Genomic DNA, 22,920 nt, shown 5'->3' on the forward strand with positions numbered 1-22,920 from the left:
GGAGATTAGACATGCTTTTAGAAAACATCACACGCTTGCCCCTTGCGGTTCACGCAGCAGCCAGCGTCGCGGCCATCGGGTATTTTGAGTGGATCAAGGGCGCTCTGGACCGCAGCTATGCCGCGTCGAACCACCCTGTGGACTATGCCACAGGCCAAACCAGCTTTGATGGCGGCGTGATCAAAGGGTATTACGCGCAGATGGAGGCCGCAGGCACGCTTGATGTCTACGTCACAACGCAGCTCATCGATTTCGGGTTTATCCTTGGAATGATGTGCATTGCGCTGTTTGTCTGCACATTGATCGCCCGTCTGGCACGGCAGGGCAGCTTTGCCCGCAAGGCGGGGCTGTTTGCGGGGGTGTCCATTTTGGCGGGTGCGCTGTGTGATGCGATCGAGAACGGGATTTCGTTCATCATGCTGGCCGATCCTGCGGGGTTCGCGGACTGGCTGGCGCTACCCTATTCGGCCTTTGCAAGCGTCAAATTCGCGTTGATCACCCTTGGCATGTTGCTGGTGCTTGTCAGCCTTGTGACGGCCATCGCTGGGCGTTTGATCAAACGCCCAGCCATCGGGTGACTACCCGCCCGCGCACAAAAGAAGGAGGGCCGGATCGCTCCGCCCCTCCCTTCGTCGAACCTGATAGTCCGTTTAGATCAGCTGATAGCTGTGCGGCACATAGCGGTAGCCGCCTTCGCCGCGTGTCTCGATAAAGCCCATGCCGGGGAACGGCATGTGGTAGCCGATCAGCGGGAAGCGGTCGGCGCTGGCCATGTCCATGATCTTTTTGCGCGTCGCTGCGGCGGCGGCTTTGTCCATGTCGAACTTCACTTCCCACTCGGGATAGCCGACGGACCAGACATAGTGGTTGGCGACATCCGCCATCAGCAACAACTGCTTGCCGCCGCTTTCCAGCATATAGGCCATGTGACCCGGCGTGTGGCCAAAGCTCTCGACCGAGGTGATGCCACCACGCACGTCCTGACCTGCATCAAGGAAGGTCATTTTCTCTGCCAGCGGGCGCACTTTCTTCTCGAAGTTCTCGTTCTCCTGTTTGGCCCACGCGTCAAACTCGACCTGACCCGTCACATAGGCCGCACCTGCAAATGTCTCGGCGCCCGTGTCGTCGGTCAGACCGCCGATGTGGTCGCCGTGCATGTGGGTCAGCACGACATGCGTGATGTCGGACGCCGCGTACCCCGCCGCCTCAAGCGACTTTTTGGTACCAGCAGCGTTCAGGCCCGTGTCAAAAAGGATCACATCGCTGCCAGTATTCACCACCGTGGGTGTAAAGAAGAACTGCGCGGCGTCTGTGCCGATGAAATTCGCCGCACTCACATCGTCAAAGGTTTCCTTGTCGACATTCATACCAAAGATGTTCTGCGGGCTTTCAACACTGCGGCTCCCGACCAGCAGGGTCGTCACGCGGAAATCACCCAGCGTGAAATCGCGGTGGGTCGGCAGCGACGTGGCTGCGTGGCCCGCCGCAAGTGAAAGCGAAGGAGCAGCGGCAAGCGGCAATGCAGCGGCGGAAAGTAGCGTCTGACGGCGGCTGAGTTTCATCGTTCGGTCCTTTTATCTGTTGAGACCTGAGACATAGCGCGCCGCCCTTGTGCGGCCAGTCAACTGGCTGTGAACGGCCCTCTTATCTCCAATATGTTATCCTTCTGTCGGCCCGCCCGCGTCTTTCCATGCAGGAAAACCGCCGATGTTGGTCACATTGGCAAACCCCATATCCATCAGCGTCTTACCCGCCAATGCCGCCTGCCCGCCTGCGCCGCAGATCAGGAAAAATTCGGCATCTTTGGCAAAGATAGGGTCATACATCGCCTCGACTGCCGGATCGGCGCGAAATTCGATCATGCCGCGCGGGACGCGGTGGGCGCCCGCAATCGTGCCGCTTTGCGCAATCGCGGCGCTGTCGCGCACATCGATAAACACGCCCTGCCCTGCGGCATGTTTCGCAATCGCCGCCGCCGCGTCCATCTTCGGCACCACAGCGTTTGCGGCTTCCATATAATCCTGCGCAGTCTTCATATCATCATACCTTCTCTCTCACATTTCCTGAAACTCTGCGCCCTCCAGCGAGGAGCGTCAAGCGAGGAGCCCGCTGTCACAAAGCCTCGCCCTTCTTTTTCAACTCCTCAAACAGCTGACGATAAATAGCACCTGAATCGCCCCCCCCGAACACATGCGCCCCACCAGAATAGCTTTGCCCATAGCTGCGCGCCAAATTTACCGTCTGGACCAATCCACTGATCAACTGGTCCCGCTCCAAAGACGACAGAGGATGAATGAACGCCCCCCAAAGCCGTCCGTTGGCCACGGCGTATCGCGCATCCAGCGCCGTGTCGAAATTCGCCTGCATCATCCGCAACAAATCCGCAGGCTCCAACCCCTCGGCGCTGGCAATCGGCACGATGGCCCGCATACGGTCGGCGGAAGCATCTGCGACAACCATAACCGGAATGCCCTCGATCGAGAATTGCAGCGTTGGCCCCTGTGCAACCACATCCGTATCAATCGCTGTGACGATCTGGGCCAAACGCTCCAGCGTCATTGGCCCTTCGGCAGGCACCTCGACGGGCGGCGCTGGCGTGGCCTCTTGCGCATAGAGGGCTGTGGGCACAAGCAAAGCTGCGCATAAAGCAGTGCGGATCATCGGGCGTCCTCCTTGTTATGCGCCTACCTTAGCAAGCCGCAAAAATAAGGCGATACACCCTTTGGTGAGGTAGGTTTCAGCGATTACTCGCGCCAGTGATCCTTGATCCAGAGGGTCGGCAGCATAAAGCGGCGCAAATGGCGAAAGCGCTTTTTGAAATGTCGCGGGCCGCGGATTGCCCGCATCACATGCTCCCACCGCGAGCGGTCGCCCTCTTCGGGCACCCAACGACCCAAAAGAGCGTCGGGCGGATTCGGTGTCGCGGGAAAGATCACCACCCGCGCATCAGCGGGCAGCTTTGGCGCGATGAAATAGTTAAGCGGGAACAGCGGGATACATTGCGTTCTGAAATGGCGCACCCACGGTTTTGGCCAGAACTTGACCCCGCCAGGGGCGTTGCGCGTCACAAAGCGCTGCTCGAATGTATATTGGTCGGCAATGCCCTGCGGATCGGCGCGGAACACCTCCAACAGCGGTGCCAGCTTGCCCACCGGAAACCGAAAGATTGAAGTCTGCCCCAGTTTCTCGAACGGCGTGGTCGGATTGCGCGCAAGGATAACATCCTCGGGATCGCCATATTCAAAGAATCCGTCCAGATTGCCGGTGATCACCAGATCCAGATCAAGGAACAAGACAGGCCCCTCGACCCCGTCCAGCGCGGCATTCCACAGCCTCGATTTGGGCCAGATGCCCTTGGACTTCGGCATCACAATGTCGCTGGGCGGCAGATCCTGACAGATGACCTCGTCGCGCACACCTTCCGCGTTGTCGGTAAAGCAGGTCATGGTGAAATCGCCCGTGATATTGCGGGCGCACATCGCATAAAGGCGGTTGATATAGGGCGGGCCGTATTTGGTGCCCCAGTTGATGCAAATAATCTGCTTTTTCATCGCCGCCTCCACTTCACGCCTTCTCAACCGGCTTAACGCTGCGCGTCGACCACAGCAATCGCTTGTGCCACCGCCTGCTCGATCGACAAATCGGACGTATCGATCAAAACCGCATCCTTGGCAGGTTTCAAAGGCGCCTCAACCCGCTCGCGATCGCGGGCATCACGGGCCTGCACATCGGCAAGAACCTGATCAAAACTGTCCTCGATCCCGCGGGCGGAAAGCTCGGCAAAGCGACGCTTGGCCCGCACTTGGGCGCTGGCGGTGATGAACAGCTTCACATGCGCGTCAGGGCAAATCACCGTGCCGATATCGCGCCCGTCCAACACAGCGCCCCCTGAACGGGCGGCGAAGCTACGTTGAAAATCCAACAGCGCAGCGCGAACCTCGGCGATCACCGCGACCTTGCTGGCCGACTGGGCGACGGCGGGCGTGCGCAAATCCGCAGCCTCCAGATCACGTGCATCCAACCCGCGTGCCGCCTTGATGGGCGATTCCCCGGCTAGAACTTTGGCCCCTACTGCGCGGTACAAAAGCCCCGTATCCAGATGGGCAAACCCGAAATGCGCAGCCACGGCCTTGGACAGGGTTCCTTTGCCCGCAGCGGCAGGGCCGTCTATGGCGACTGTAAATCCCGCACTCACGCGGTACGGCTCACGTCAGCGCCAAGCGCGGCCATCAGCGGCTCGAAGATCGGGAAAGACGTAGCAATCGGGCCGCCATCATCAACAGACACAGGCGCATTCGCCGCCATCCCGAGGATCAGAAAGGACATCGCAATGCGGTGGTCCAAGTGGCTGGCACAGACCGCGCCCCCCGCCACATGGCCGTGTCCCGCGCCCGTCACCGTCCACCAATCCTCGCCCTCGTCCACAGTGATTCCGTTGGCGCGCAGCCCCTTGGCCATCGCATCAATCCGGTCACTTTCCTTCACGCGCAACTCCCGCACGCCGCGCATAACAGTCTGCCCGCTGGCATAAGAGGCAACCACGCTCAGCACCGGATATTCGTCAATCATGCTCGCCGCGCGTGCAGGCGGCACTTCGATCCCGCGCATATCAGGCGAGAACCGCGCCCGCAGATCAGCCACAGGCTCACCGCCCTCAATCCGCTCGTTTTCATAGGTTAGATCAGCGCCCATCTCGCGCAGCGTGGTGAACAACCCCGCCCGCGTCGGGTTCAACCCGATCCCCGGCACCAAAACGTCAGACCCGGGCACAATCAGCGCCGCACAGACCGGAAACGCAGCCGAGGACGGATCACGCGGCACCTCGATATGCTGGGCCTGCAATTCGGGCTGGCCCGTCAAGGTAATCTCGCGCCCCTCTTCAGTCTCGCGCACAGACACCTGCGCGCCGAAACCCTCTAACATCCGCTCTGTGTGATCGCGCGTGGCTTCTTTTTCAATCACCACGGTCTGCCCTGGTGCGTTCAGCCCCGCCAACAAAACCGCCGACTTAACCTGCGCCGACGGCACTGGCACCACATAGCGCACAGGCAGCGGCTCTTGCGCCCCAACCAGCGTCATGGGCAGCCGCCCTCCACTGCGTCCGACGGTTTTGCACCCGAACAACGCCAACGGATCCGTCACCCGCGCCATCGGCCGCCCGTTCAAACTCGCATCGCCCGAAAACGTCGCCACAATAGGCTGCGTCGCCATTGCGCCCATGATCAGCCGCACACCCGTGCCGGAATTCCCGCAATCAATCACCCCGTCAGGCTCGGCAAAACCGCCGACACCAACGCCGCGCACAGACCAGCGGCCCTCGCCATGATCCGTGACCTCGGCCCCGAATGCGCGCATCGCGGCAGCCGTGTCCAACACGTCCTGCCCTTCCAGCAATCCTGTTATCGTCGTCTCACCAACGCACATCGCCCCCAGGATCAGCGACCGATGCGAGATCGACTTGTCCCCCGGCACATCCGCAGCCCCCCTCAGCGGGCCGCAGGCAGTTGACGTCATTGGAATTGGATCACCGTGGCCAGACATGTTAGCGCCCTCATAATTTCTCACCTGCGTTCTACCCCAGCCTCAAAACCCCGTCCATGCCCCTATGCACACCCCTCTGGTTTTCTGGCTCTATTTTTTCGGGCCAAAAATCCTCTGGGGAGTTTGAGGGGCAAAGCCCCTTATTCATCGTCAAAATAGAACGCGGCTCTGCCGCACCTTGATCTCAAATCTTGCGGAACGTCAGGTAATGCGGCACCCGCCCTTCGCGCAGCGCCTTTTGCTCGTACCGCGTGGACAGCCAATCATCCCATGCTACACGCCAATCCGACGGACCTTGCGCCAACCACTCGAACCCCGCACGCGGGACTTCTTGCAAGGTCTGGCGCACGTAATCTTCGATATCGGTCGCAACACGGAATATCGCACCGGGCTTCAGCACGCGGTGCAGCGGCTCCAGATGCTCTTGCGTCACAAAACGGCGGCGGTGGTGGCGCGTCTTGGGCCACGGGTCGGGGTACAAGAGAAACGCCTTCGAGATACTCTCGTCGGGCAGCACCTCGAACATATCGCGCACGTCACCGGGGTGAACTTTGACGTTGTCAATTTCAGCTTTGCGGATCTTGCCCAGCAACATGGCAACACCGTTGATGTAAGGCTCACACCCGATGATCCCCACATCGCGGTTCTGCGCGGCCTGATGCACCATATGCTCCCCCCCGCCAAAGCCTACTTCCAGCCACGCGGGCTTGCCGTCAAACATGCCGTCGATGTCCAACAACTCGCGCTGCGGGTTGGCATCCCAATCCACGGCACCGGGTGACAGCGCCGCCAAATCCTCCTCAAGATAGGCCTTCTGCGAAGCTTTGAGGTTGTGGCCCTTCAGGCGGCCATAAAAATTGCGGCGGGGTTTGACAGGTGTGCTCATGCAGCGCGATGTAGCGAGGATCGCGCGGTGCTGCAATCCCTGCGCTGGTTACTGGGCCTTAACCTACCTTCCGCTACACCTGTTCCAACCAAACTGCACCGGAGTAATGAGATGAGCCTTTTTTCACACGTCGAGCCGACCGCACAGCAATTGGCCGGAGCAGCACCCACCTTTGCCAGCATCCTTATCGTCGATGACCAAAGGTTCGACCGCACGCGCCTGAAAAAGCTCTGCGGCACGCTGGGCTTTAACACACATCTGGACGAGGCGGATTCACTGCAAGCGATGCACGACAGGCTCAGCAAGGAACGCTTTGATCTGATTTTGCTGGATTACCACCTGACGGACGGCACCGGATTGCAGGGCGTGGACGCCATACGCGCCGATCCGGTGAACAAAGGTGCCGCCATTATCATGATCACCGGCACCGAAAATTCGGATGTCGCATTGCAGGCCCTGACTATGGGGTTCAGCGACTACCTGACCAAAGACGAGCTGTCCGAAGAAACCCTGCAACGCGCCGCCATCACGGCATTGCAAAAGGCCCAACTGACCCGCGGCATGGCGCGGAAGTCCACCAAAGAGGTGCAGATGCACGATACCCTGCGCAGCTTTTCCCGAGAGTGCGCCAAAGACATCAAACCCATCGTCAGCCGCATGATGCGCCAGATGCGCGAGCTGCGCGAAATCGACCAGATCAGCCCCGAAGACGCCGTGCAGCGGGTCGAGCGGGTCGAAGGATCCCTGCGCAGGTTATGGAATTTCCTCGAAGACCTTGACGAACTGGGCGCGCAAAGCCCGTCTCCCACGGTTTCGGGGGTGCGCAGCACCAACGACATCCAGCTGCGCGTGCCCTCGCACCAGCCTGTCAAAGCGAACAAAAAGCTGGTCAGAACGCCGTCGGTCTTTCGCCGTCGCCCCGATTAGGCGCGCAAAAGCCCGCAGGCATCCCGCAAAAGGATGCGCACGGGCCTTGCCAATCGTCTTTACAGGTTGTCCGACAGCGCCTTGACCAGATCGGTCTTTTCCCAGCTAAAGCCGCCATCCGCCTCTGGTGCGCGGCCAAAGTGGCCATAGGCCGCCGTGCGCTGGTAGATCGGCTTGTTCAGCTGCAAATGCTCGCGGATCCCGCGGGGGGTCAAATCCATGACCTTGCCAATGGCACGTTCAATTGCCTCGGCATCCGCAGCACCCGTGCCAAAGGTATCGCAATAGATCGACAAGGGTTTGCTGACCCCGATGGCATAGCTAAGCTGGATTGTGCATTTCGACGCCAGTCCTGCCGCCACTACGTTCTTGGCCAGATAGCGCGCCGCATAGGCGGCCGAGCGGTCGACCTTTGTCGGGTCTTTACCCGAAAACGCGCCGCCGCCGTGCGGAGCGGCACCGCCGTAGGTGTCCACAATGATCTTGCGCCCCGTCAGGCCCGCGTCCCCGTCAGGCCCGCCGATCACGAAAGTGCCTGTGGGGTTCACCCACCACTCTGTCGCGTCGCTGATCCAACCTTCGGGCAGAACTTCGCGAATATAGGGCTCAACGATGTCGCGGATGTCCGCGCTGGTCTGGCTTTCGTCGCTGTGCTGCGTGCTCAGCACGATCGAGGTCACGCCGACTGGTTTGCCATTCTCATAGCGCACCGACAGCTGTGATTTCGCATCAGGCCGCAGCGTAGGCTCGGACCCGTCTTTGCGCACCTCGGCCAGACGGCGCAGGATCGCGTGGGCGTAATGAAGTGGCGCCGGCATCAACTCGGCCGTCTCATCGGTAGCGTAGCCGAACATGATCCCCTGATCGCCAGCGCCTTCTTCTTTGTCCTTGGCCGAATCCACGCCCTGCGCGATATGGGCGGATTGTTCGTGCAGCAGGTTCGTGACCTCTACCGTCTCGTGGTGGAACTTGTCCTGCTCGTATCCGATATCTTTGATGCAGGCGCGGGCGATGTCCTGAATGCTGTCCATATAGCTGTGCAGCTTTTCGCGATTCGACAGGCCGACCTCTCCGCCGATGACCACGCGGTTGGTGGTGGCAAAGGTTTCGGCGGCGACGCGGGCCTCTGGCTCTTCTGCAAGAAATGCGTCCAGAACCGCATCGCTGATCCGGTCGCAGACCTTATCGGGATGCCCCTCGGATACGGACTCGGACGTGAAAACATAAGATGTGCGGGACATGAACGTGCTCCAATATAAATCATGCACCACGTCAGGAAGCCGTTGTGGTGCGACAGCGTCGGGGTTACGCCCCAAGACCTTGCGGGTCAATCGCTATTCGGATTGCGCACGCTGTCTGGCCCTGCGACGCAACGCCCCAACGGACAACACCCCAAGCAGCAATAACGCCGCGGGCAGATCGCCCGTGCGGCTGTATAGTGTGGGCGCCAGCGGCAAAGGAAGCCGCGCATCCAAAAAACCCGCCTGCCCCAAACCGATGCTGGACAGGACACGCCCCCAAGGGTCGATCATCGCCGTGACGCCCGTATTGGCTGCACGCGCCACGGGCAGGCCTTGCTCAATCGCGCGCATCCGCGCCTGCGCCAGGTGCTGTTGCGGCCCTGCATAAGTCCCAAACCACGCGTCATTGGTGGCATGGACGATGAAATCAGGCCGTTCGGGTGCGGCGTTTACATCATGGGCAAAAACCGCCTCATAACAGATCAGCGGCAGCGCACGGCCCAATGCACCAAGGTCCATGACCTGCGCGCCCGCGCCACGGCTGAAGCCCGCGCCATGCTGCGGCGCCATCCCGTAGATGCCAAACCGTGCCGCCAAATCCCCCAGCGGCATGTATTCCCCAAAGGGAACAAGGTGATGTTTGTCATAAATCCAAGATAAATTCCCCAGCGGGTCCAAGGCAACAAGCGCATTAAAATGCCGCTCCCCCTCGCTGCGCTGTGCGCCCAGAATCACCTGCGCACCATTTGCAGCGGCTGCGATTTCCTCAAGAATGACGCCGCTGCGATCAAGCCGCCAAGGGATCGCTGTCTCGGGCCAGATGACAAGGGCGGGTGCATCCATCCCTTCGGTGGGCGGAGCCTCCGTGAAGGTCAACTGGCGGTCATAAAAGACAGGGATCATCAAAGGATCCCATTTTTCATGCTGCGGCGCGTTGGCCTGAACCAGACGGACTACAGAATCGCCCAACGCCCCCGCAGGCAGCCATGCCAGTGGAAGGGGCAAAAAAGGCAACACCAGCAGCGCCATCAGAGGCCATTTCGCCAAACCCTGCCGCCGCCTTAACACCACCAACGTAGCCGCCACAGCGGCAATCAACAGGTTAAGCCCGTGCGGCCCGACCCAGGACAGCGCCTGCCCCGCGGGCACATCGACCATCGCCTGCGCGGGCGCGGCCCATGGAAAACCCGTAAAGACATAGGCCCGCAGCACTTCGACCATGGCAAAACACGGCACCAGCATCCAGAACCCGCGCAATCTGGCGGCTGTCCAGAACGCAAGGCTCCAGAACAGCGCGCCGCCCGCAGCCATCAGGACAACGGCAAAGGGCGCCATCCAACCGTGACGCGCCGCATCCACCAAAAAAGGCGAGACAATCCAGTGCAACGCCACCGCGAAATAGCCAAACCCGAATGCGAACCCGACCCACGCGGCATCGCGCACCGTCCGCGCATGACGCATCACACGAAACGCCACCGCCAGACCGACGATCATCGCAATCGGCAGGTCAAAGGGGGCCTGCCCCATCGCAGCTACCACCCCTGCAAAAAGCGGCAGGTATCTGCGGTTACGGTCGGGCATCACTCGGCCGGAGTAGCCGTCATGCGCACACGCAACCGTTTGATCCTGCGGGGGTCTGCGTCCATCACTTCGAATTCGGGGCCGTCGGGATGAACCACGACCTCGCCCCGCGCCGGCACGCGGCCCGACAGCATAAAGACCAGCCCGCCCAGCGTATCGATCTCTTCCTCGTCCACATCGTCGTGGTCGGTCAGCGACAGGCCGACGAGTTCTTCGAAATCCGTGAGCGGCGTTTTCGCCAGCGCCAGATATTGGCCCGGCTTTTCCTCGGTCCAATAGATGCCCTCGTCTATGTCATGCTCGTCTTCGATCTGGCCGATGACCTGTTCGATCAGATCCTCGATCGTGACCAGACCGTCGACGCCGCCGTACTCATCGATCACCAGCGCCATGTGCCGCCGCTCTGTCTGCATTTTGGTCAGCAGCACGCCGATGGTCATCGACGGCGGCACATAGACCAAGGGGCGCACGAGTGCGGTCAGGTCAAAGGCGGCAGGCGTGCCGTTGAACCCGAATTGCAGGGCAAAATCCTTGAGGTGGGCCATGCCCACGGGCGTGTCCAGCGTCCCGTCATACACAGGCAACCGCGTCAGCCCGCTTTCTTTGAACACCGCCACCAATTCATCCATCGTGGTCGTCACGCTGACTGCGATAATATCGGCCTTGGGGATCATCACATCATCCACGCGCATCCGGCGCAGATTGCCCATGCCTGTCCCGCCACGCTCTAGCGCGGGTTGGACTGCGACATCGCCCTGCGGCGTGTCGGACGGGCTGAGCGCACCAATCACGCGGCTGAAAAAGCCTGTCTTGCTGGCATCCGTTTCGCCCGAATGGGCGCTCTCGTCGGGGGTGGTCGTATCCTGCGCGCGAAGCGCTGCGTTAGAAGATCCGTCAGTGTCGCCCATTGGGTCCTGTCTTTGAATGCGCCCCTAAACGGGGCCAGAGAAGTCTTGATCGCTATTATATGGGTCATCCATGCCCAAATTGCCAAGAATTTCGACCTCCAACCGCTCCATAAGCGCGGCATCGGCGTCTGTTTCGTGGTCGTAGCCCAATAAATGCAACGTTCCGTGAACGATCAGATGGGTCATATGGGCAAAAAGCGGTTTATTCTGGGCCGCTGCTTCGGCGGTGCAGGTCTGATACGCGATGGCGATATCGCCCAGCTCGATCATGCCGTCAAAGCCTTGCTCGGGCGCGGGGGGCGCGTGGCCCTCGGCTATTGGCGCCAACGGTTGCGCGGGCCAGCTAAGCACGTTTGTGGGCTGCGGCTTGCCGCGAAATTCGGTGTTCAGCTCGGCGATGCGGGCGTCATCACAACCCAGCAACGTAATCTCGCAAGTCTCCGCCTCCAGCCCCATATGAGCCAAGGTCGCGGCCACGGCGCGGGTCGCGGCATCGGCCAGCCCCGCATCCGCCCACTCAGGCGCGTCGATTACAATATCAAGCGTCTCCATCAGACGTCGCGGTTCAGCGCACGCTCGGCCTCGGCCTCGTAAGCCTCGATGATGGCCGCAACCAGCGGGTGGCGCACCACGTCTTTGGAGGTGAAGTAGTTAAAGCTGATCTTGGGGATCGTCTTGAGCAACCGTTCCGCGTCCGCCAGCCCCGATGCCTGACCGCGTGGCAAATCGATCTGGGTGCGATCGCCCGTAATCACCATGCGCGAGCCTTGGCCCAGCCGCGTGAGGAACATCTTCATCTGCATGGCCGTGGCATTCTGCGCCTCGTCCAGCACCACAAACGCATTGCTGAGCGTGCGGCCGCGCATAAACGCCAGCGGCGCGATCTCGATCGTCTTTTCCTCGCGCAGTTTGGCCAGTTGTTTGCCCGGCAAAAAGTCGTTCAGCGCGTCATAAAGCGGCTGCATATAGGGATCTACTTTTTCATCCTGCGTGCCGGGCAGAAAGCCCAGCTTCTCCCCCGCCTCAACCGCGGGACGGCTGAGGATAATCTTGTCGACCTTGCCGGACAGAAACATCGAGACGCCAACAGCCACCGCCAGATAGGTCTTGCCTGTGCCCGCAGGTCCGATGCCAAAGGCCAGCTCATTCGCGAACAGCGATTCAACATAGGCCTTTTGCGCCTTGGTGCGCGGCTCTACCCGCTTTTTGCGGGTCTGTATTTCGACACCGTGGGCAATGGGCATTTCGATCTGGTCGCCGTCCTGCACGCCCGTCCCTTCATCCGAAACGCCCATGCGCAGGACCATGTCCACGTCATCGGGCGTCACCTCGCGCCCGCCTTCCAGCCGCGCATATAGACCTTGCAAGACCTGCGCGCCGCGTTCGGTCGCCATAGGATCGCCCAGCAGGGTCAGGAAATTGCCCCGCCGCACCACCTGAATCTCCAGCGCCTTTTCCACAGCGGCCAGATATTGGTCGTAGGGACCACACAGATCAATCAACAACCGGTTATCGGCAAACTCCAACACAGGGCCCGGAGGGGTGGCGGAGGTTGTGGGTGTATCTGGTGAAGACAAAGGCAAAGTCCTTTTGGAGTGTGACAGAGAACGTCAGATAGTGTGCGTGGCCCTACATTGCCAGCGCAGACAACAAAAAAGGGCCGCAGTGCATTGCACCTCGGCCCCTTAGGTTTGCGTACAGATCAGCCAAAGCTAGACAGGGTCACCGATGATGCTGGACGCACCTTTTTTGAAATCACCTGCCGTATAGGTGGGCGGTGCTACGCCAGAGCATACAGGCTTGCCGTATTTGTCCAGACGCGCGGACAGGTATCCCTCAACGCCGTCATCAATGATCCAGTGATCGCACCCGTTGGGATCAACCCAAATGCCCGCTTCCAGCTGGCTAAGGTGCTTTTTGTCGATGCCTTTGTCGATTGATTTGTCCGGCCCCTGCTGAGAGACCTGAAAGTCCTCACATGCCGATACAGCCGTCGCCAGACCAACAAGTGCGATGATTTTGAAAGTGTTCATGTGCTTGTTTCCTTAACGAACGCAGATAATTTCGACACGGCGGTTCTTTGCCATGCCCGCAGCCGAACGGTTGGACGCCGCTGGTTGACGCTCGCCGTAGCCGCGAACATCCGCGATCCGCGCGCCCGAGCGTTTGGCCACTTTGGCAACCGAATTGGCCCGCTTGAGCGACAGGCGCATGTTATAGGCATCAGAGGCACGGCTGTCCGTGTGACCCGTGATGATATAGCTGGTGGCCTGATTTTGGCGGAAGAACTGGTGCAGTTTCGCCTGACCCGACTTCGAGACATGGGCGCTATTGGTGGCAAAGAACTGGTCGCTTTGCATCACACCGCATACGTTGCCACGGCGGCACACAGGAATACCCTGACGGTTGGTGTGGGGCGTCATGTAGCCTTCGACACCGTCGTCCATAACCCAGTGTTCGCACCCGTCGGGATCAACCCAGATGGTTGGAATATACTGGCCTTTGTCTTTGCCACTTTGCGATTTCGTTTGCGCGTCAACCGCAGCACCTTGCAGCGCCATCACAGCGACCAAAGCGGCGCCGGCAGCGAGGCGCATTGTTTTGAAAAGTGTGTTACCCACAGCTCTTTTCCCTATTTTGTTCCCCCGAAGATCAAAAGCGCACGCAGCGTACGGACAGAGAATCTCCCTATGGTATGACGTTAAGGAAAATCGGCCACAGTGAAAAGCACTTATCTGCCACATGTGGTGTAGCGCCTCTAGAAACAATCAATCTGCTGTGGTTTGACCTCTCTGTCGCCTGTACGACAGGCAATGCGCTGCAAGCTTGAAGCATCAAGACGATCCGGCGGGCCAATTGCGAAACCGCAATTTTCACGGCAGGCTCCCTCACAAAAAGGAACGCCCCATCATGCAAGACACCCCCGTCATCGACATCTATTGGTCCTTCCGCAGCCCGTACTCCTATTTGGCGACACCTGACATGATGGCGTTGGCCGCTGACTACAAGGTCGAGGTGGCCTTGCGCCCTGTCCTGCCCATCGCGGTGCGCAAGCCCGACTTTTTTGACCCGGCCAAGGCGGCATGGGCCAAGTATATCTTGTTGGACTGGCCCCGCCGTGCGGCCTTTCTGGGGATGGCCGCGCATTGGCCCTAGCCCGATCCGGTTGTACAGGACCTGACCACAATGAAAATCGCGACGGATCAGCCTTATATCTTTCGCCTGAGCAGTTTGGGGGTCGAGGCGCAACGGCGCGGGCGTGGCGTGGCTTTCGCCCGCGAAGTCTCGCATCTTCTGTTCGGCGGGACCAAAGATTGGGACAAAGGCAATCATCTGGCGGACGCTGCGGCCCGTGCAGGGCTTGATCTGGCACAGATGAAGGCGGCCCTGACGGGCGGCGATCATCTGGAGGCGTTGGACGCGAACCAATCGGCGCTGGAGGCGGCAGGCCATTGGGGCGTTCCGACCTTTGTGTACGGCGGCGCTCCCTTTTTCGGACAAGACAGGATCGCGCTGCTGCGCTGGCAGCTGGACCGCGACGGCATTCCGCGCCGCTAGATCTGCTCGGCGGTCAGCGAGTTCGTCATTGCCTTGGTGCAGCGCACCCGCACAACGTCGCCAATTTGCGCGGTGGCATTGTCGATGTGTACGGAGTGGAGATATTCGGATTTGCCGAGCATCTGGCCATCCTGCCGCCCTGCCCGCTCGACCAGAACCGACAGATCACGGCCGACCATACTGTCCTGAATGGCGTATTGCTGGCGGTTAATCAGCGCCTGAAGCCGCTGCAAGCGCTCGTCGGCTTGGGCGGGGTCCACCTGCGCACGCTCGGCCGCCGGTGTGCCGGGGCGGGTCGAGTATTTGAAGCTGTAGGCGTAACCGTAATTGACCTGCTCGACCAAATCCATCGTGGCTTGGAAGTCTTCCTCGGTCTCTTCGGGGAAGCCCACGATGAAGTCGCCCGACATCATGATGTCGGGGCGCACGCTGCGGATCTTCTCGATCAGACGCAGGTAGCTTTCGGCGGTGTGGCTGCGGTTCATCCGTTTCAGGATGCGGTCGCTGCCCGATTGCACAGGCAGGTGCAGGTAGGGCATCAATTCGGGCGTGTCCGCATGGGCCGCGATCAGGTCATCGTCCATATCGTTGGGGTGCGAGGTCGTGTAGCGGATACGCTCCAACCCATCCACCTTTGCCAACGCACGGATAAGCTGCGCCAGCGTCTTGCCGCCGTGATACGCATTGACGTTCTGCCCCAGCAGCGTGACCTCGCGCACGCCACGCTCGACCAGTTCCTGCGCCTCGCGCACGACTTGATCGGCGGGGCGGGAGACTTCGGCACCGCGGGTATAGGGGACCACGCAGAAGGCGCAGAACTTGTCGCAGCCTTCCTGCACCGTCAGGAAGGCCGCAGGCGCACGCCGCGCTTTGGTCCCGCGCCCTTTGAGGTGGTTGAACTTGTCTTCTTCTGGAAAATCCGTGTCGAGCGCGGTTTTCCCACTGCGCACCCGCGCCTCCATCTGCGGCAGGCGGTGATAGGACTGCGGCCCCACCACCAGATCGACGGCAGGCTGACGCCGCATGATTTCCTCGCCCTCGGCCTGAGCGACACAGCCGGTCACGCCGATCTTCAGATCAGGGTTCAGCTCTTTCAAGGGCTTCATGCGCCCCAACTCGGAATACACCTTTTCGGCGGCCTTTTCACGGATGTGGCAGGTGTTGAGCAGGATCATATCCGCATCTTCGGCCTTGTCCGTGGGCACATAGCCCTCAAGGCTCTCTGCCATGCGTTCGCTGTCATAGACGTTCATCTGACAGCCGTATGTCTTGATGAAAAGCTTCTTTGGCGCGTCTGTTTTTGTGTCTGACATGGGCTAGACCTGCGGTGCTTTGGTGAAAAAGGAGTTGCTGCGCGACGTAACAGCCGATGCGACATCTTGCAATGCACGGCGATTTAACCGATTCTGGGACAGAACCCAATGATGCAGGCCCAAATGCGCTATTCCTCGCTTGAGCAGTTTATATCCCAACGCGGCAGCGCCCTTGCCAAAGGGCCGATTTCCGTTGTGCTGGTCGAAGACGACGTCGAGGTGGACACCACCCTGCGCCACAACCTGCAATGCGGGTTCGAGCATGTGCTGGCCTTTATGCCTGCCGAATTCGACCTGCCCCGCGATCTGCAAGAAACGATCGAACGGATCGACTATGACACCGCCCGTGAAGGGGCCACCGAGGCGGCGATTAACGCAATAATCGAGGCCGCCCCGAAACAGTGGATTTACTACTGCTACAACGCCGAATACCTCTTCTACCCCTTCTGCGAGACCCGCGCCATCACCGAAATGCTGGCCTTTCACACAGAAGAGCGGCGCGATGCGATGCTCACCTACATCATTGATCTGTATTCCGACGATCTGGACCAGCACCCCGATGCGGTCTCGCTTGAACGCGCGCATCTGGACCGCTCGGGCTATTACGCGCTGGCACGGCCCGACGCCGACAACCACGGCCACCCCAAGGAACGCCAGCTTGATTTCTATGGCGGGCTGCGCTGGCGGTACGAAGAACACGTGCCCCCCGCCCGCCGCAAGATCGACCGCATCGCCCTGTTCCGCGCCGCACCGGGCCTGAAACTGCGCGAGGATCACACCTTCTCGGACGAAGAATACAACACCTACGCCTGCCCGTGGCATCACAACATCACGGCGACTGTCTGCTCGTTCCGCACGGCAAAGGCGCTGAAATCAAACCCCGGCAGCCGCTACGAGATCGACACATTCAAATGGCACAACTCTGCCCCGTTTGAATGGCACTCGCGACAGTTGCTTGATCTGGGGTTGATGGAACCGGGGCAATGGTTCTGAGCCGTTAGCTGTAGTTCCGCAAAGACCGCAGGAACAGACCGATCCCGCCCACCAACAGCACAAGGATCACAATCAGGTCAAAGCCGCTCATCCGTGCCATCTGGACGGTCATATTGGCGATCACCCCGAATATCAGCGCGATGAGCGAGCCAAGCCCCAAGACCCATCCGATCCAGTTGCGCGAATTGTAAAAGATCATCCCGACGCCAAACATAAACGGAATGAACACCATCCCCGAGGTGATGGCAAAACCGCCAATCCCGAAAACCCGCGACCCCATGCTGAAATTAGGCCGCACGATGATCCCGTTCAGCAGCAGATAGCCGCCGCCGATCATCATGATCAGCCCGATCAAAAAGCTGCCAGCCCCGCCGTTATTGCCGCCTGCGCCATAAGGCATATCGCATCCACTTCGTTCAATTTTCGCCAGATTCTATGGGCAATGCGCGGCAATTGCCAGCAAAGCGTACTTAGTCTGGATCAATCCCGCCGCGGTGGACCTTTACCGTGCTTTCGGGCATTTGCCGCACGGGTGGTTTCACAGGTTTCGGCGCGGATTTCAGCCCCAGCTTCACCATCATGTCCGCATCCTCCTGCGGAGCATCCGGTTGGGCTTGCTCGGCTTGAGCTTGCGCATCGTCCTCTGGGGCACCGCCCTGCGCCGCCGCTACCTTGCCCATCACTGCAAGCGCTGCATCATCCACCATAGCGCGCAATTGCGGGTCGGTTCGCAGCGCCACAAGAAGACAGGTCATCAGGCCAAAGCCAATGATCCGCCCTGCAATCCGTGCCTTGCGCCTGCCAGAGCGGCGGCTGATCAATTTTTCTTCGCGGTATGTCTGTGCAAGTGTCATACGCGGCCGCCTACGGGCGAAACACGGCCAAATTTTGACAAACTGCGCAAAAATCGCGTGCAGCGCGGGCGCACAACCCCTAGACGGGACGGTATGAGCACACCCCAACCCTTCGAAATATTCCTCGTCACGGTTCCCGGCCTCGAATCCGTCCTGTGTGAAGAAGCCCGCGCCTTAGGCTTTGAGGACGCCACAGCCGTGGCGGGCGGCGTGACGCTGCAAGGCGGCTGGCCGGATGTCTGGCGCGCCAATCTAGAGCTGCGCGGCGCCACCCGCGTGCTGGCCCGCATCGGCGGGTTTATGGCCTTCCACCTCGCACAGCTCGATAAACGCAGCCGCAAATTCCCCTTTGGCGATCTGTTGCGCACCGATGTGCCCTTGCGCGTTCAGGTCACCACCAAAGCCTCGAAAATCTACCACGCCCGCGCCGCCACCCAGCGGATCGAAACGGCGCTGACCGATACCCACGGCTTGACCCTCGACCCCGAGGCCGATCTGGTTCTCAAGGTCCGCATCGACGACAACAACGTGCTGTTCAGCTTGGACACCTCGGGCGAAAGCCTGCACAAACGCGGCCACAAGGAAGCCGTCGGCAAAGCGCCCATGCGCGAAACGCTGGCCTCGCTGATGCTGCGCCAAGCGGGGTATACCGGCTCCGAGCCTGTGTTGGACCCGATGTGCGGCTCCGGCACCTTCGTGATCGAAGCCGCCGAGATCGCCGCAGGCCTACAACCCGGTCGCAGCCGCAGCTTCGCCTTCCAAAGCCTCGCCAACTATGATGCAGACGCCTTTGGCGCGATGAAGACCACCGCCCACACCACGCCGCCCGCGCAGTTCTACGGCTCGGACCGCGACGCGGGTGCTGTGCGCATGGCCACCGCCAACGCCGAGCGTGCAGGCCTGTCGGATGTCACCCACTTCGCCAACCACGCCGCAGGCGAAGCCACACCGCCCGACGGGCCCGCGGGCCTTGTCATCGTGAACCCACCCTACGGCGCACGCATCGGCAACAAAAAACTGCTTTACCCGCTTTATGGCACGCTGGGTCAAACCCTGCTCAACCGCTTCAAAGGCTGGCGCGTGGCCCTTGTCACTTCCGAGCCGTCATTGGCCAAGGCAACCGCCCTGCCGTGGAAGCCGCAAAGCGCGCCTATCGCCCACGGCGGCACAAAAGTCTGGCTGTGGCAAACGCCACCTCTGCGCTAACAAAGGATCCATTCATGACCCACATCAACGTCGCATCGCTCACCCTTGGTAATGATCTACCCTTCACCCTGATCGGCGGCATGAACGTGCTGGAATCCCGTGATCTGGCCATGCAGGTGGCCGAGCATTACGTGGAAGTCACCCAAAAGCTCGGCATCCCCTACATCTTTAAAGCAAGCTTCGACAAAGCAAACCGCTCCTCGATCCACAGCTACCGCGGCCCGGGGCTGGAGGAAGGCCTCAAGATCTTCCAAGAGATCAAAGAGACCTTCGGCGTTCCCGTCATCACCGATATCCACACCGAAGCGCAATGCGCGCCAGTGGCCGAAGTCTGCGATATTCTCCAAGTTCCCGCCTTCCTTGCCCGCCAGACCGACCTGATCGCAGCAGTGGCTGCAACGGGCGCTGTGATCAACGTCAAAAAACCGCAGTTCATCAGCCCGCCACAGATGCAAAACATCGTCGAGAAACTGCGCGAGTGCGGCAATGACCGGATCATGCTGTGCGAACGCGGCGCGTGCTTTGGCTACGACAATCTGGTGGTCGACATGCTGGGCCTGCGCACCATGCGCGATGTCTCGGGTGACGCGCCCATTATCTTCGACGTCACCCATGCGCTGCAAATGCGCGACCCGGGCGGCGCTGCCTCAGGTGGCCGCCGCGCCCAAGTGGCCGAACTCGGTCGCGCAGGTCTGGGCGTGGGCCTCGCAGGTCTCTTCTTGGAAGCGCACCCAAACCCCGACGAGGCACTATGCGACGGCCCCAGCGCCCTGCCGCTGGACAAACTGGAACCTTTCCTCGCACAGATGAAAGCAATCGACGACGTGGTAAAGGCGCTCCCTCCCCTCGACATCTCCTAACATCTATTTTTTCTGGCCCTAAATCCTTCGGGGACTCTTTGGGCTTGCCCAAAGAGGGGGCAGAGCCCCAAACCCCACCTACCCCGCGCGCACCACTTCAAACCCGGTCGCGCGGTCATAAGGCATCGCCCCCCGCCACCACGCCAAAGGCCATATGAAGTAGAAACAAAACAGCACCACCGCCGTCACACCGACAGCCGTGGTCGCCCAATCAGGCACCCATGCGAACAGCAACAGGGCGTCTGGCATGGCCATCATCATCAGATACCCCAATCCAGCCAGAACAAAAACACCCAGCTTGCGCACCTCGCGGCACATGGCACAGCCAGTTCCCGCCGCCCGCACCCCTGCCAGCCGCTTGCCGATTGTCTGATGCCCAAGCCCCAGAGACACCGCGCCGTAAATCACCAACAAAAGCGGCACAATCACGTGTTGCGGTGCAAATGTCGTTACGGCAACTCCCGCCCCGTCCACGGCAAACACCGATGTGCGGTAGGTCGTTGTCGCGCCGTAAGGGACACCGCGGATATACGGCCTGTGTACTGTCGCTTTGCCGTAGTTCTGAACGATCACCCGACCGTTATAGAACCCGAAGGTCCGCACCGTGCATGTTCGGGCAAAGCCTGCTTGCTCGGGAGACACTTCGGCTCTGGTTCCAGACGCATCTGGAGCAATCCGCGCACAGCTGTGCCACGCCACAGGTGACGCGCCCAATCGCAATCCCGTATTGTCCGGATCAAGAAACGGCAGCAACAAAACCGCCGACAGCAGCCAAATAAACGTCCAGTCAATCACGACGGCCAAGGCACGCCGTACACTCAGACGAGGCTACTGTGCGCCCAGCGTCCAGCTCAGAGGTTTTCTGCCTGCGGCATCCCCAGCACGTGATAGCCACCATCGACGTGGATGATCTCTCCGCTCGTGCAGGCCCCCATGTCGGAGGCAAGATAGACGGCCGTACCGCCAACAGCTTCCAATGTCGCGTTTTCCCGCAGAGGCGCATTTGCACCTGTATGTTTATAGGTCTTGCGTGCGCCACCAATAGCGGCCCCCGCCAGCGTCTTCATCGGACCAGGCGAGATGGCATTCACGCGGATGCCTTCGGGTCCCAGATCATTCGCCAGATAGCGGGTCGCTGATTCCAGCGCCGCCTTGGCCACGCCCATCACGTTATAGTTCGGAACTACTTTGTTGGACCCCTGATAGGTCAGCGTCATCAACGTGCCACCGTTCTCGGTCATCATCGGATGGGCGCGGCGGGCGACTTCGATAAAGCTGTAGGCCGAAATATCCATCGAGTGTTTAAAGTTGGCGCGGCTGGTGTTCAGGAAACGGCCTGTCAGCTCGGACTTGTCGGAAAAGGCAATCGCGTGAACCACAAAATCGATCGTGGGCCAGCGGGCACCAAGTTGCTCAAATGCGGTATCAAGGGACGCATCATCGGTCACATCCACGTCTACCATGAAATCCGACCCGACACTTTCGGCCAAGGGCTTCAGGCGTGAACCAAAGGCATCGCCTTGATAAGTAAAGGCCAGCTCGGCCCCTGCCCCTGCCATCGCCTTCGCAATGCCCCACGCAATCGAGCGTTCGTTCGCGACACCCATAATCAGCCCGCGTTTACCGCTCAGCAATCCAGACATAAAATCGATCCTTAGTTCTTGAATTTTGACAGGATCATGGATCCGTTGGTGCCGCCAAATCCGAATGAATTGGTCATGACGGAATCAAGGCCTGCATTATCCACGCGGGTTGTTGCGATCTCGGACGGGTCGAGCCGCTCGTCCAGTGTTTGCACATTGATCGACGGCGCGATGAAATCATCCTCCAGCATCAAAAGACAAAAAATCGCCTCCAACGCGCCAGCAGCACCCTGCGCGTGGCCCGTCATCGATTTGGTCGAGCTGACAGGCGGGGTCGAGCCTTGGCCAAAGACACGCCGCACGGCTTCAATCTCGCCTACGTCACCCACTGGGGTCGAGGTGCCATGTGCGTTGATATAGCTAACGGAGCGGCCCTCTGGCAGCGATTGCAGCGCCAGACGCATGGCGCGTTCGCCGCCCTCGCCCGAAGGGGCCACCATGTCGTGGCCATCCGATGTCGCGGCATAGCCTGTGACTTCGGCGTAAATCTTGGCCCCGCGTGCCAGCGCGTGTTCCAGATCCTCCAGAACGACCATGCCGCCCCCACCCGAGATCACGAAACCGTCGCGGTCTTGGTCAAATGCACGGCTCGCCAGTTCGGGCGTGTCGTTATATTTGCTGCTCATCGCGCCCATGGCGTCGAACAAACATGACAGGGTCCAGTCCAGCTCCTCGCCGCCACCTGCAAACATAACGTCCTGTTTGCCCATCATAATCTGCTCGGCCGCGTTGCCGATACAATGCAGTGACGTCGAACAGGCCGAGGTGATGGAATAGTTGATGCCCTTGATCTTATAGGCGGTCGAGAGGTTCGCGCTGACGGTCGAGCTCATGCATTTCGGAACCGCAAAAGGCCCGATCCGTTTGGTCGCACCTGTGTTCTTCACCACATCATGTGCGGCCAACATGGCCGATGTCGACGGCCCGCCAGAGCCTGCAACCAGCCCCGTGCGCGGGTTCGAGATCACATCCTCGCTCAGCCCTGCATCCTCGATGGCTTGGCCCATCGCGATATAGGCATAGGCAGCACCCGCCCCCATGAAACGGAAGGTCCGCTTGTCGATATGCTCGGACGGGTTCAGCTTGAGCGTGCCCGCGATGCGGCTGCGAAAGCCGTGCTCGGTCATCTCTTCCGAGGCGACGATCCCGCTGGTGCCAGCCTTGAGTGCTGTGCGCACTTCATCTGCATTGTTTCCGATGGACGAGACAATTCCCAATCCTGTGACGACGACGCGGCGCATGGGCAGCACTCCCTGTATTCCTGCTTGGGTCCTTCTTACGGCAGGGCCGCGCCATGGTGCAAGCGGGTAGGCACAACTGTGGCGGTGCGCAGTAACCATTTGCTCACCAATCCTCAACCAAATCGCAAACATCTGTTGCCATACGGGAAACAATCCGCACCCCAATAG

The 22,920-nt window shown here is 60.3% G+C and carries 27 protein-coding genes and 1 riboswitch; of the genes, 7 read left to right on the plus strand and 20 right to left on the minus strand.

The annotated features are described in order from the left end of the window. Nucleotides 1-11: 11 nt before the first annotated feature. A complete protein-coding gene (locus ABMC88_RS00805) occupies nt 12-578 on the plus strand; it encodes a hypothetical protein (RefSeq protein ID WP_349574928.1) in 567 nt (188 codons plus the stop codon). Between the two features lie 72 nt (nt 579-650). Here the strand turns inward: ABMC88_RS00805 and ABMC88_RS00810 are convergent, their stop codons facing one another. The 7 genes from ABMC88_RS00810 to trmB all read right to left on the minus strand — a co-directional run bounded on the left by ABMC88_RS00810 (nt 651) and on the right by trmB (nt 6,427). Continuing rightward, the gene (locus tag ABMC88_RS00810) at nt 651-1,562 is read right to left on the minus strand and encodes an MBL fold metallo-hydrolase (RefSeq protein WP_349574929.1); all 912 of its coding nucleotides are present in this window, start codon (nt 1,560-1,562) and stop codon (nt 651-653) included. A 96-nt stretch (nt 1,563-1,658) separates the two neighbouring features. Then, nucleotides 1,659-2,036 carry a rhodanese-like domain-containing protein gene (locus ABMC88_RS00815; RefSeq protein ID WP_349574930.1) on the minus strand — a complete coding sequence of 126 codons (378 nt, stop codon included), beginning with the start codon at nt 2,034-2,036 and terminating at the stop codon, nt 1,659-1,661. A 76-nt stretch (nt 2,037-2,112) separates the two neighbouring features. Then, nucleotides 2,113-2,661: a polysaccharide deacetylase family protein gene (locus ABMC88_RS00820; RefSeq protein ID WP_349574931.1), complete on the minus strand. Its 549-nt coding sequence runs from the start codon at nt 2,659-2,661 to the stop codon at nt 2,113-2,115. A gap of 83 nt (nt 2,662-2,744) precedes the next feature. Next, a complete protein-coding gene (locus ABMC88_RS00825; RefSeq protein ID WP_349574932.1) occupies nt 2,745-3,551 on the minus strand; it encodes a glycosyl transferase in 807 nt (268 codons plus the stop codon). 32 nt (nt 3,552-3,583) lie between these two features. After that, a complete protein-coding gene (cmk, locus tag ABMC88_RS00830; RefSeq protein ID WP_349574933.1) occupies nt 3,584-4,195 on the minus strand; it encodes a (d)CMP kinase in 612 nt (203 codons plus the stop codon). Further along, a complete protein-coding gene (gene aroA / locus ABMC88_RS00835; protein ID WP_349574934.1) occupies nt 4,192-5,541 on the minus strand; it encodes a 3-phosphoshikimate 1-carboxyvinyltransferase in 1,350 nt (449 codons plus the stop codon). The genes cmk and aroA overlap by 4 nt, the downstream gene beginning before the upstream one ends. Nucleotides 5,542-5,725: 184 nt before the next feature. After that, nucleotides 5,726-6,427 carry a tRNA (guanine(46)-N(7))-methyltransferase TrmB gene (gene trmB, locus ABMC88_RS00840; protein ID WP_349574935.1) on the minus strand — a complete coding sequence of 234 codons (702 nt, stop codon included), beginning with the start codon at nt 6,425-6,427 and terminating at the stop codon, nt 5,726-5,728. A gap of 111 nt (nt 6,428-6,538) precedes the next feature. On the opposite strand from trmB, the gene ABMC88_RS00845 reads away from it, so the two are divergent. After that, nucleotides 6,539-7,354 carry a response regulator gene (locus ABMC88_RS00845; RefSeq protein ID WP_349574936.1) on the plus strand — a complete coding sequence of 272 codons (816 nt, stop codon included), beginning with the start codon at nt 6,539-6,541 and terminating at the stop codon, nt 7,352-7,354. Nucleotides 7,355-7,413: 59 nt separating this feature from the next. Here ABMC88_RS00845 and metK read toward each other — a convergent pair whose 3' ends face one another. From metK to ABMC88_RS00880, 7 genes are all read right to left on the minus strand, one after another. Beyond that, nucleotides 7,414-8,595, minus strand: coding sequence for a methionine adenosyltransferase (gene metK, locus ABMC88_RS00850; protein ID WP_349574937.1), 1,182 nt, complete (start codon nt 8,593-8,595; stop codon nt 7,414-7,416). Nucleotides 8,596-8,600: 5 nt separating this feature from the next. Next, nucleotides 8,601-8,649, minus strand: a riboswitch (SAM-SAH riboswitch). 39 nt (nt 8,650-8,688) lie between these two features. Next, nucleotides 8,689-10,176, minus strand: coding sequence for an apolipoprotein N-acyltransferase (gene lnt / locus ABMC88_RS00855; RefSeq protein ID WP_349574938.1), 1,488 nt, complete (start codon nt 10,174-10,176; stop codon nt 8,689-8,691). Further along, a complete protein-coding gene (locus ABMC88_RS00860; protein WP_349574939.1) occupies nt 10,176-11,084 on the minus strand; it encodes a hemolysin family protein in 909 nt (302 codons plus the stop codon). The genes lnt and ABMC88_RS00860 overlap by 1 nt, the downstream gene beginning before the upstream one ends. A gap of 24 nt (nt 11,085-11,108) precedes the next feature. Beyond that, on the minus strand, nt 11,109-11,636 hold the full coding sequence (ybeY, locus tag ABMC88_RS00865; protein ID WP_349574940.1) for an rRNA maturation RNase YbeY: 528 nt from the start codon (nt 11,634-11,636) through the stop codon (nt 11,109-11,111). After that, entirely contained in the window at nt 11,636-12,667 is a 1,032-nt protein-coding gene (locus ABMC88_RS00870) for a PhoH family protein (protein WP_439655555.1), read from the minus strand. The genes ybeY and ABMC88_RS00870 overlap by 1 nt, the downstream gene beginning before the upstream one ends. A gap of 129 nt (nt 12,668-12,796) precedes the next feature. Further along, the gene (locus ABMC88_RS00875) at nt 12,797-13,117 is read right to left on the minus strand and encodes a hypothetical protein (RefSeq protein ID WP_349574942.1); all 321 of its coding nucleotides are present in this window, start codon (nt 13,115-13,117) and stop codon (nt 12,797-12,799) included. Nucleotides 13,118-13,129: 12 nt separating this feature from the next. Beyond that, the gene (locus ABMC88_RS00880) at nt 13,130-13,681 is read right to left on the minus strand and encodes an OmpA family protein (protein ID WP_439655566.1); all 552 of its coding nucleotides are present in this window, start codon (nt 13,679-13,681) and stop codon (nt 13,130-13,132) included. A 313-nt stretch (nt 13,682-13,994) separates the two neighbouring features. On the opposite strand from ABMC88_RS00880, the gene ABMC88_RS00885 reads away from it, so the two are divergent. Next, entirely contained in the window at nt 13,995-14,240 is a 246-nt protein-coding gene (locus ABMC88_RS00885; RefSeq protein ID WP_349574943.1) for a DsbA family protein, read from the plus strand. Between the two features lie 30 nt (nt 14,241-14,270). Beyond that, the gene (locus ABMC88_RS00890) at nt 14,271-14,642 is read left to right on the plus strand and encodes a DsbA family protein (protein ID WP_349574944.1); all 372 of its coding nucleotides are present in this window, start codon (nt 14,271-14,273) and stop codon (nt 14,640-14,642) included. On the opposite strand, the gene miaB is transcribed toward ABMC88_RS00890, so the two are convergent. Next, nucleotides 14,639-15,955: a tRNA (N6-isopentenyl adenosine(37)-C2)-methylthiotransferase MiaB gene (gene miaB / locus ABMC88_RS00895; RefSeq protein ID WP_349574945.1), complete on the minus strand. Its 1,317-nt coding sequence runs from the start codon at nt 15,953-15,955 to the stop codon at nt 14,639-14,641. The two genes, ABMC88_RS00890 and miaB, sit on opposite strands and share 4 nt — an antisense overlap. Nucleotides 15,956-16,078: 123 nt before the next feature. On the opposite strand from miaB, the gene ABMC88_RS00900 reads away from it, so the two are divergent. Further along, complete coding sequence (locus tag ABMC88_RS00900; RefSeq protein ID WP_349575551.1) at nt 16,079-16,948, plus strand: glycosyltransferase family 2 protein; 870 nt, start codon at nt 16,079-16,081, stop codon at nt 16,946-16,948. Nucleotides 16,949-16,952: 4 nt separating this feature from the next. On the opposite strand, the gene ABMC88_RS00905 is transcribed toward ABMC88_RS00900, so the two are convergent. Both ABMC88_RS00905 and ABMC88_RS00910 read right to left on the minus strand, forming a co-directional pair. Further along, complete coding sequence (locus tag ABMC88_RS00905) at nt 16,953-17,348, minus strand: hypothetical protein (RefSeq protein ID WP_349574946.1); 396 nt, start codon at nt 17,346-17,348, stop codon at nt 16,953-16,955. A 70-nt stretch (nt 17,349-17,418) separates the two neighbouring features. Next, nucleotides 17,419-17,802 carry a hypothetical protein gene (locus ABMC88_RS00910; RefSeq protein ID WP_349574947.1) on the minus strand — a complete coding sequence of 128 codons (384 nt, stop codon included), beginning with the start codon at nt 17,800-17,802 and terminating at the stop codon, nt 17,419-17,421. A gap of 93 nt (nt 17,803-17,895) precedes the next feature. On the opposite strand from ABMC88_RS00910, the gene ABMC88_RS00915 reads away from it, so the two are divergent. Both ABMC88_RS00915 and kdsA read left to right on the plus strand, forming a co-directional pair. Next, nucleotides 17,896-19,008: a THUMP domain-containing class I SAM-dependent RNA methyltransferase gene (locus ABMC88_RS00915; protein WP_349574948.1), complete on the plus strand. Its 1,113-nt coding sequence runs from the start codon at nt 17,896-17,898 to the stop codon at nt 19,006-19,008. 14 nt (nt 19,009-19,022) lie between these two features. Beyond that, nucleotides 19,023-19,868: a 3-deoxy-8-phosphooctulonate synthase gene (kdsA, locus tag ABMC88_RS00920; RefSeq protein ID WP_349574949.1), complete on the plus strand. Its 846-nt coding sequence runs from the start codon at nt 19,023-19,025 to the stop codon at nt 19,866-19,868. A gap of 78 nt (nt 19,869-19,946) precedes the next feature. Here kdsA and ABMC88_RS00925 read toward each other — a convergent pair whose 3' ends face one another. From ABMC88_RS00925 to fabB, 3 genes are read right to left on the minus strand one after another with little or no spacing between them, the layout of a single operon-like run. Next, a complete protein-coding gene (locus ABMC88_RS00925; RefSeq protein WP_349574950.1) occupies nt 19,947-20,672 on the minus strand; it encodes a hypothetical protein in 726 nt (241 codons plus the stop codon). Between the two features lie 47 nt (nt 20,673-20,719). Then, nucleotides 20,720-21,511 (minus strand): enoyl-ACP reductase FabI, encoded by a 792-nt coding sequence (locus ABMC88_RS00930; protein WP_349574951.1) that lies wholly within the window; start codon nt 21,509-21,511, stop codon nt 20,720-20,722. Nucleotides 21,512-21,522: 11 nt separating this feature from the next. Beyond that, nucleotides 21,523-22,752 carry a beta-ketoacyl-ACP synthase I gene (gene fabB / locus ABMC88_RS00935; protein WP_349574952.1) on the minus strand — a complete coding sequence of 410 codons (1,230 nt, stop codon included), beginning with the start codon at nt 22,750-22,752 and terminating at the stop codon, nt 21,523-21,525. Nucleotides 22,753-22,920 lie beyond the last annotated feature (168 nt).

It is taken from the genome of Sulfitobacter aquimarinus, assembly GCF_040149565.1.
GTDB lineage: Bacteria > Pseudomonadota > Alphaproteobacteria > Rhodobacterales > Rhodobacteraceae > Sulfitobacter > Sulfitobacter aquimarinus.

Coding starts and splice junctions, on each gene's coding strand:
- ABMC88_RS00805 (WP_349574928.1), top strand. CDS start 12: ATGCTTTTAGAAAACATCACACGCTTGCCCCTTGCGGTTCACGCAGCA.
- ABMC88_RS00810 (WP_349574929.1), bottom strand. CDS start 1,562: ATGAAACTCAGCCGCCGTCAGACGCTACTTTCCGCCGCTGCATTGCCG.
- ABMC88_RS00815 (WP_349574930.1), bottom strand. CDS start 2,036: ATGAAGACTGCGCAGGATTATATGGAAGCCGCAAACGCTGTGGTGCCG.
- ABMC88_RS00820 (WP_349574931.1), bottom strand. CDS start 2,661: ATGATCCGCACTGCTTTATGCGCAGCTTTGCTTGTGCCCACAGCCCTC.
- ABMC88_RS00825 (WP_349574932.1), bottom strand. CDS start 3,551: ATGAAAAAGCAGATTATTTGCATCAACTGGGGCACCAAATACGGCCCG.
- aroA (WP_349574934.1), bottom strand. CDS start 5,541: ATGTCTGGCCACGGTGATCCAATTCCAATGACGTCAACTGCCTGCGGC.
- trmB (WP_349574935.1), bottom strand. CDS start 6,427: ATGAGCACACCTGTCAAACCCCGCCGCAATTTTTATGGCCGCCTGAAG.
- ABMC88_RS00845 (WP_349574936.1), top strand. CDS start 6,539: ATGAGCCTTTTTTCACACGTCGAGCCGACCGCACAGCAATTGGCCGGA.
- metK (WP_349574937.1), bottom strand. CDS start 8,595: ATGTCCCGCACATCTTATGTTTTCACGTCCGAGTCCGTATCCGAGGGG.
- lnt (WP_349574938.1), bottom strand. CDS start 10,176: ATGCCCGACCGTAACCGCAGATACCTGCCGCTTTTTGCAGGGGTGGTA.
- ABMC88_RS00860 (WP_349574939.1), bottom strand. CDS start 11,084: ATGGGCGACACTGACGGATCTTCTAACGCAGCGCTTCGCGCGCAGGAT.
- ybeY (WP_349574940.1), bottom strand. CDS start 11,636: ATGGAGACGCTTGATATTGTAATCGACGCGCCTGAGTGGGCGGATGCG.
- ABMC88_RS00875 (WP_349574942.1), bottom strand. CDS start 13,117: ATGAACACTTTCAAAATCATCGCACTTGTTGGTCTGGCGACGGCTGTA.
- ABMC88_RS00880 (WP_439655566.1), bottom strand. CDS start 13,681: ATGCGCCTCGCTGCCGGCGCCGCTTTGGTCGCTGTGATGGCGCTGCAA.
- ABMC88_RS00885 (WP_349574943.1), top strand. CDS start 13,995: ATGCAAGACACCCCCGTCATCGACATCTATTGGTCCTTCCGCAGCCCG.
- ABMC88_RS00890 (WP_349574944.1), top strand. CDS start 14,271: ATGAAAATCGCGACGGATCAGCCTTATATCTTTCGCCTGAGCAGTTTG.
- miaB (WP_349574945.1), bottom strand. CDS start 15,955: ATGTCAGACACAAAAACAGACGCGCCAAAGAAGCTTTTCATCAAGACA.
- ABMC88_RS00900 (WP_349575551.1), top strand. CDS start 16,079: ATGCGCTATTCCTCGCTTGAGCAGTTTATATCCCAACGCGGCAGCGCC.
- ABMC88_RS00905 (WP_349574946.1), bottom strand. CDS start 17,348: ATGCCTTATGGCGCAGGCGGCAATAACGGCGGGGCTGGCAGCTTTTTG.
- ABMC88_RS00910 (WP_349574947.1), bottom strand. CDS start 17,802: ATGACACTTGCACAGACATACCGCGAAGAAAAATTGATCAGCCGCCGC.
- ABMC88_RS00915 (WP_349574948.1), top strand. CDS start 17,896: ATGAGCACACCCCAACCCTTCGAAATATTCCTCGTCACGGTTCCCGGC.
- kdsA (WP_349574949.1), top strand. CDS start 19,023: ATGACCCACATCAACGTCGCATCGCTCACCCTTGGTAATGATCTACCC.
- ABMC88_RS00930 (WP_349574951.1), bottom strand. CDS start 21,511: ATGTCTGGATTGCTGAGCGGTAAACGCGGGCTGATTATGGGTGTCGCG.
- fabB (WP_349574952.1), bottom strand. CDS start 22,752: ATGCGCCGCGTCGTCGTCACAGGATTGGGAATTGTCTCGTCCATCGGA.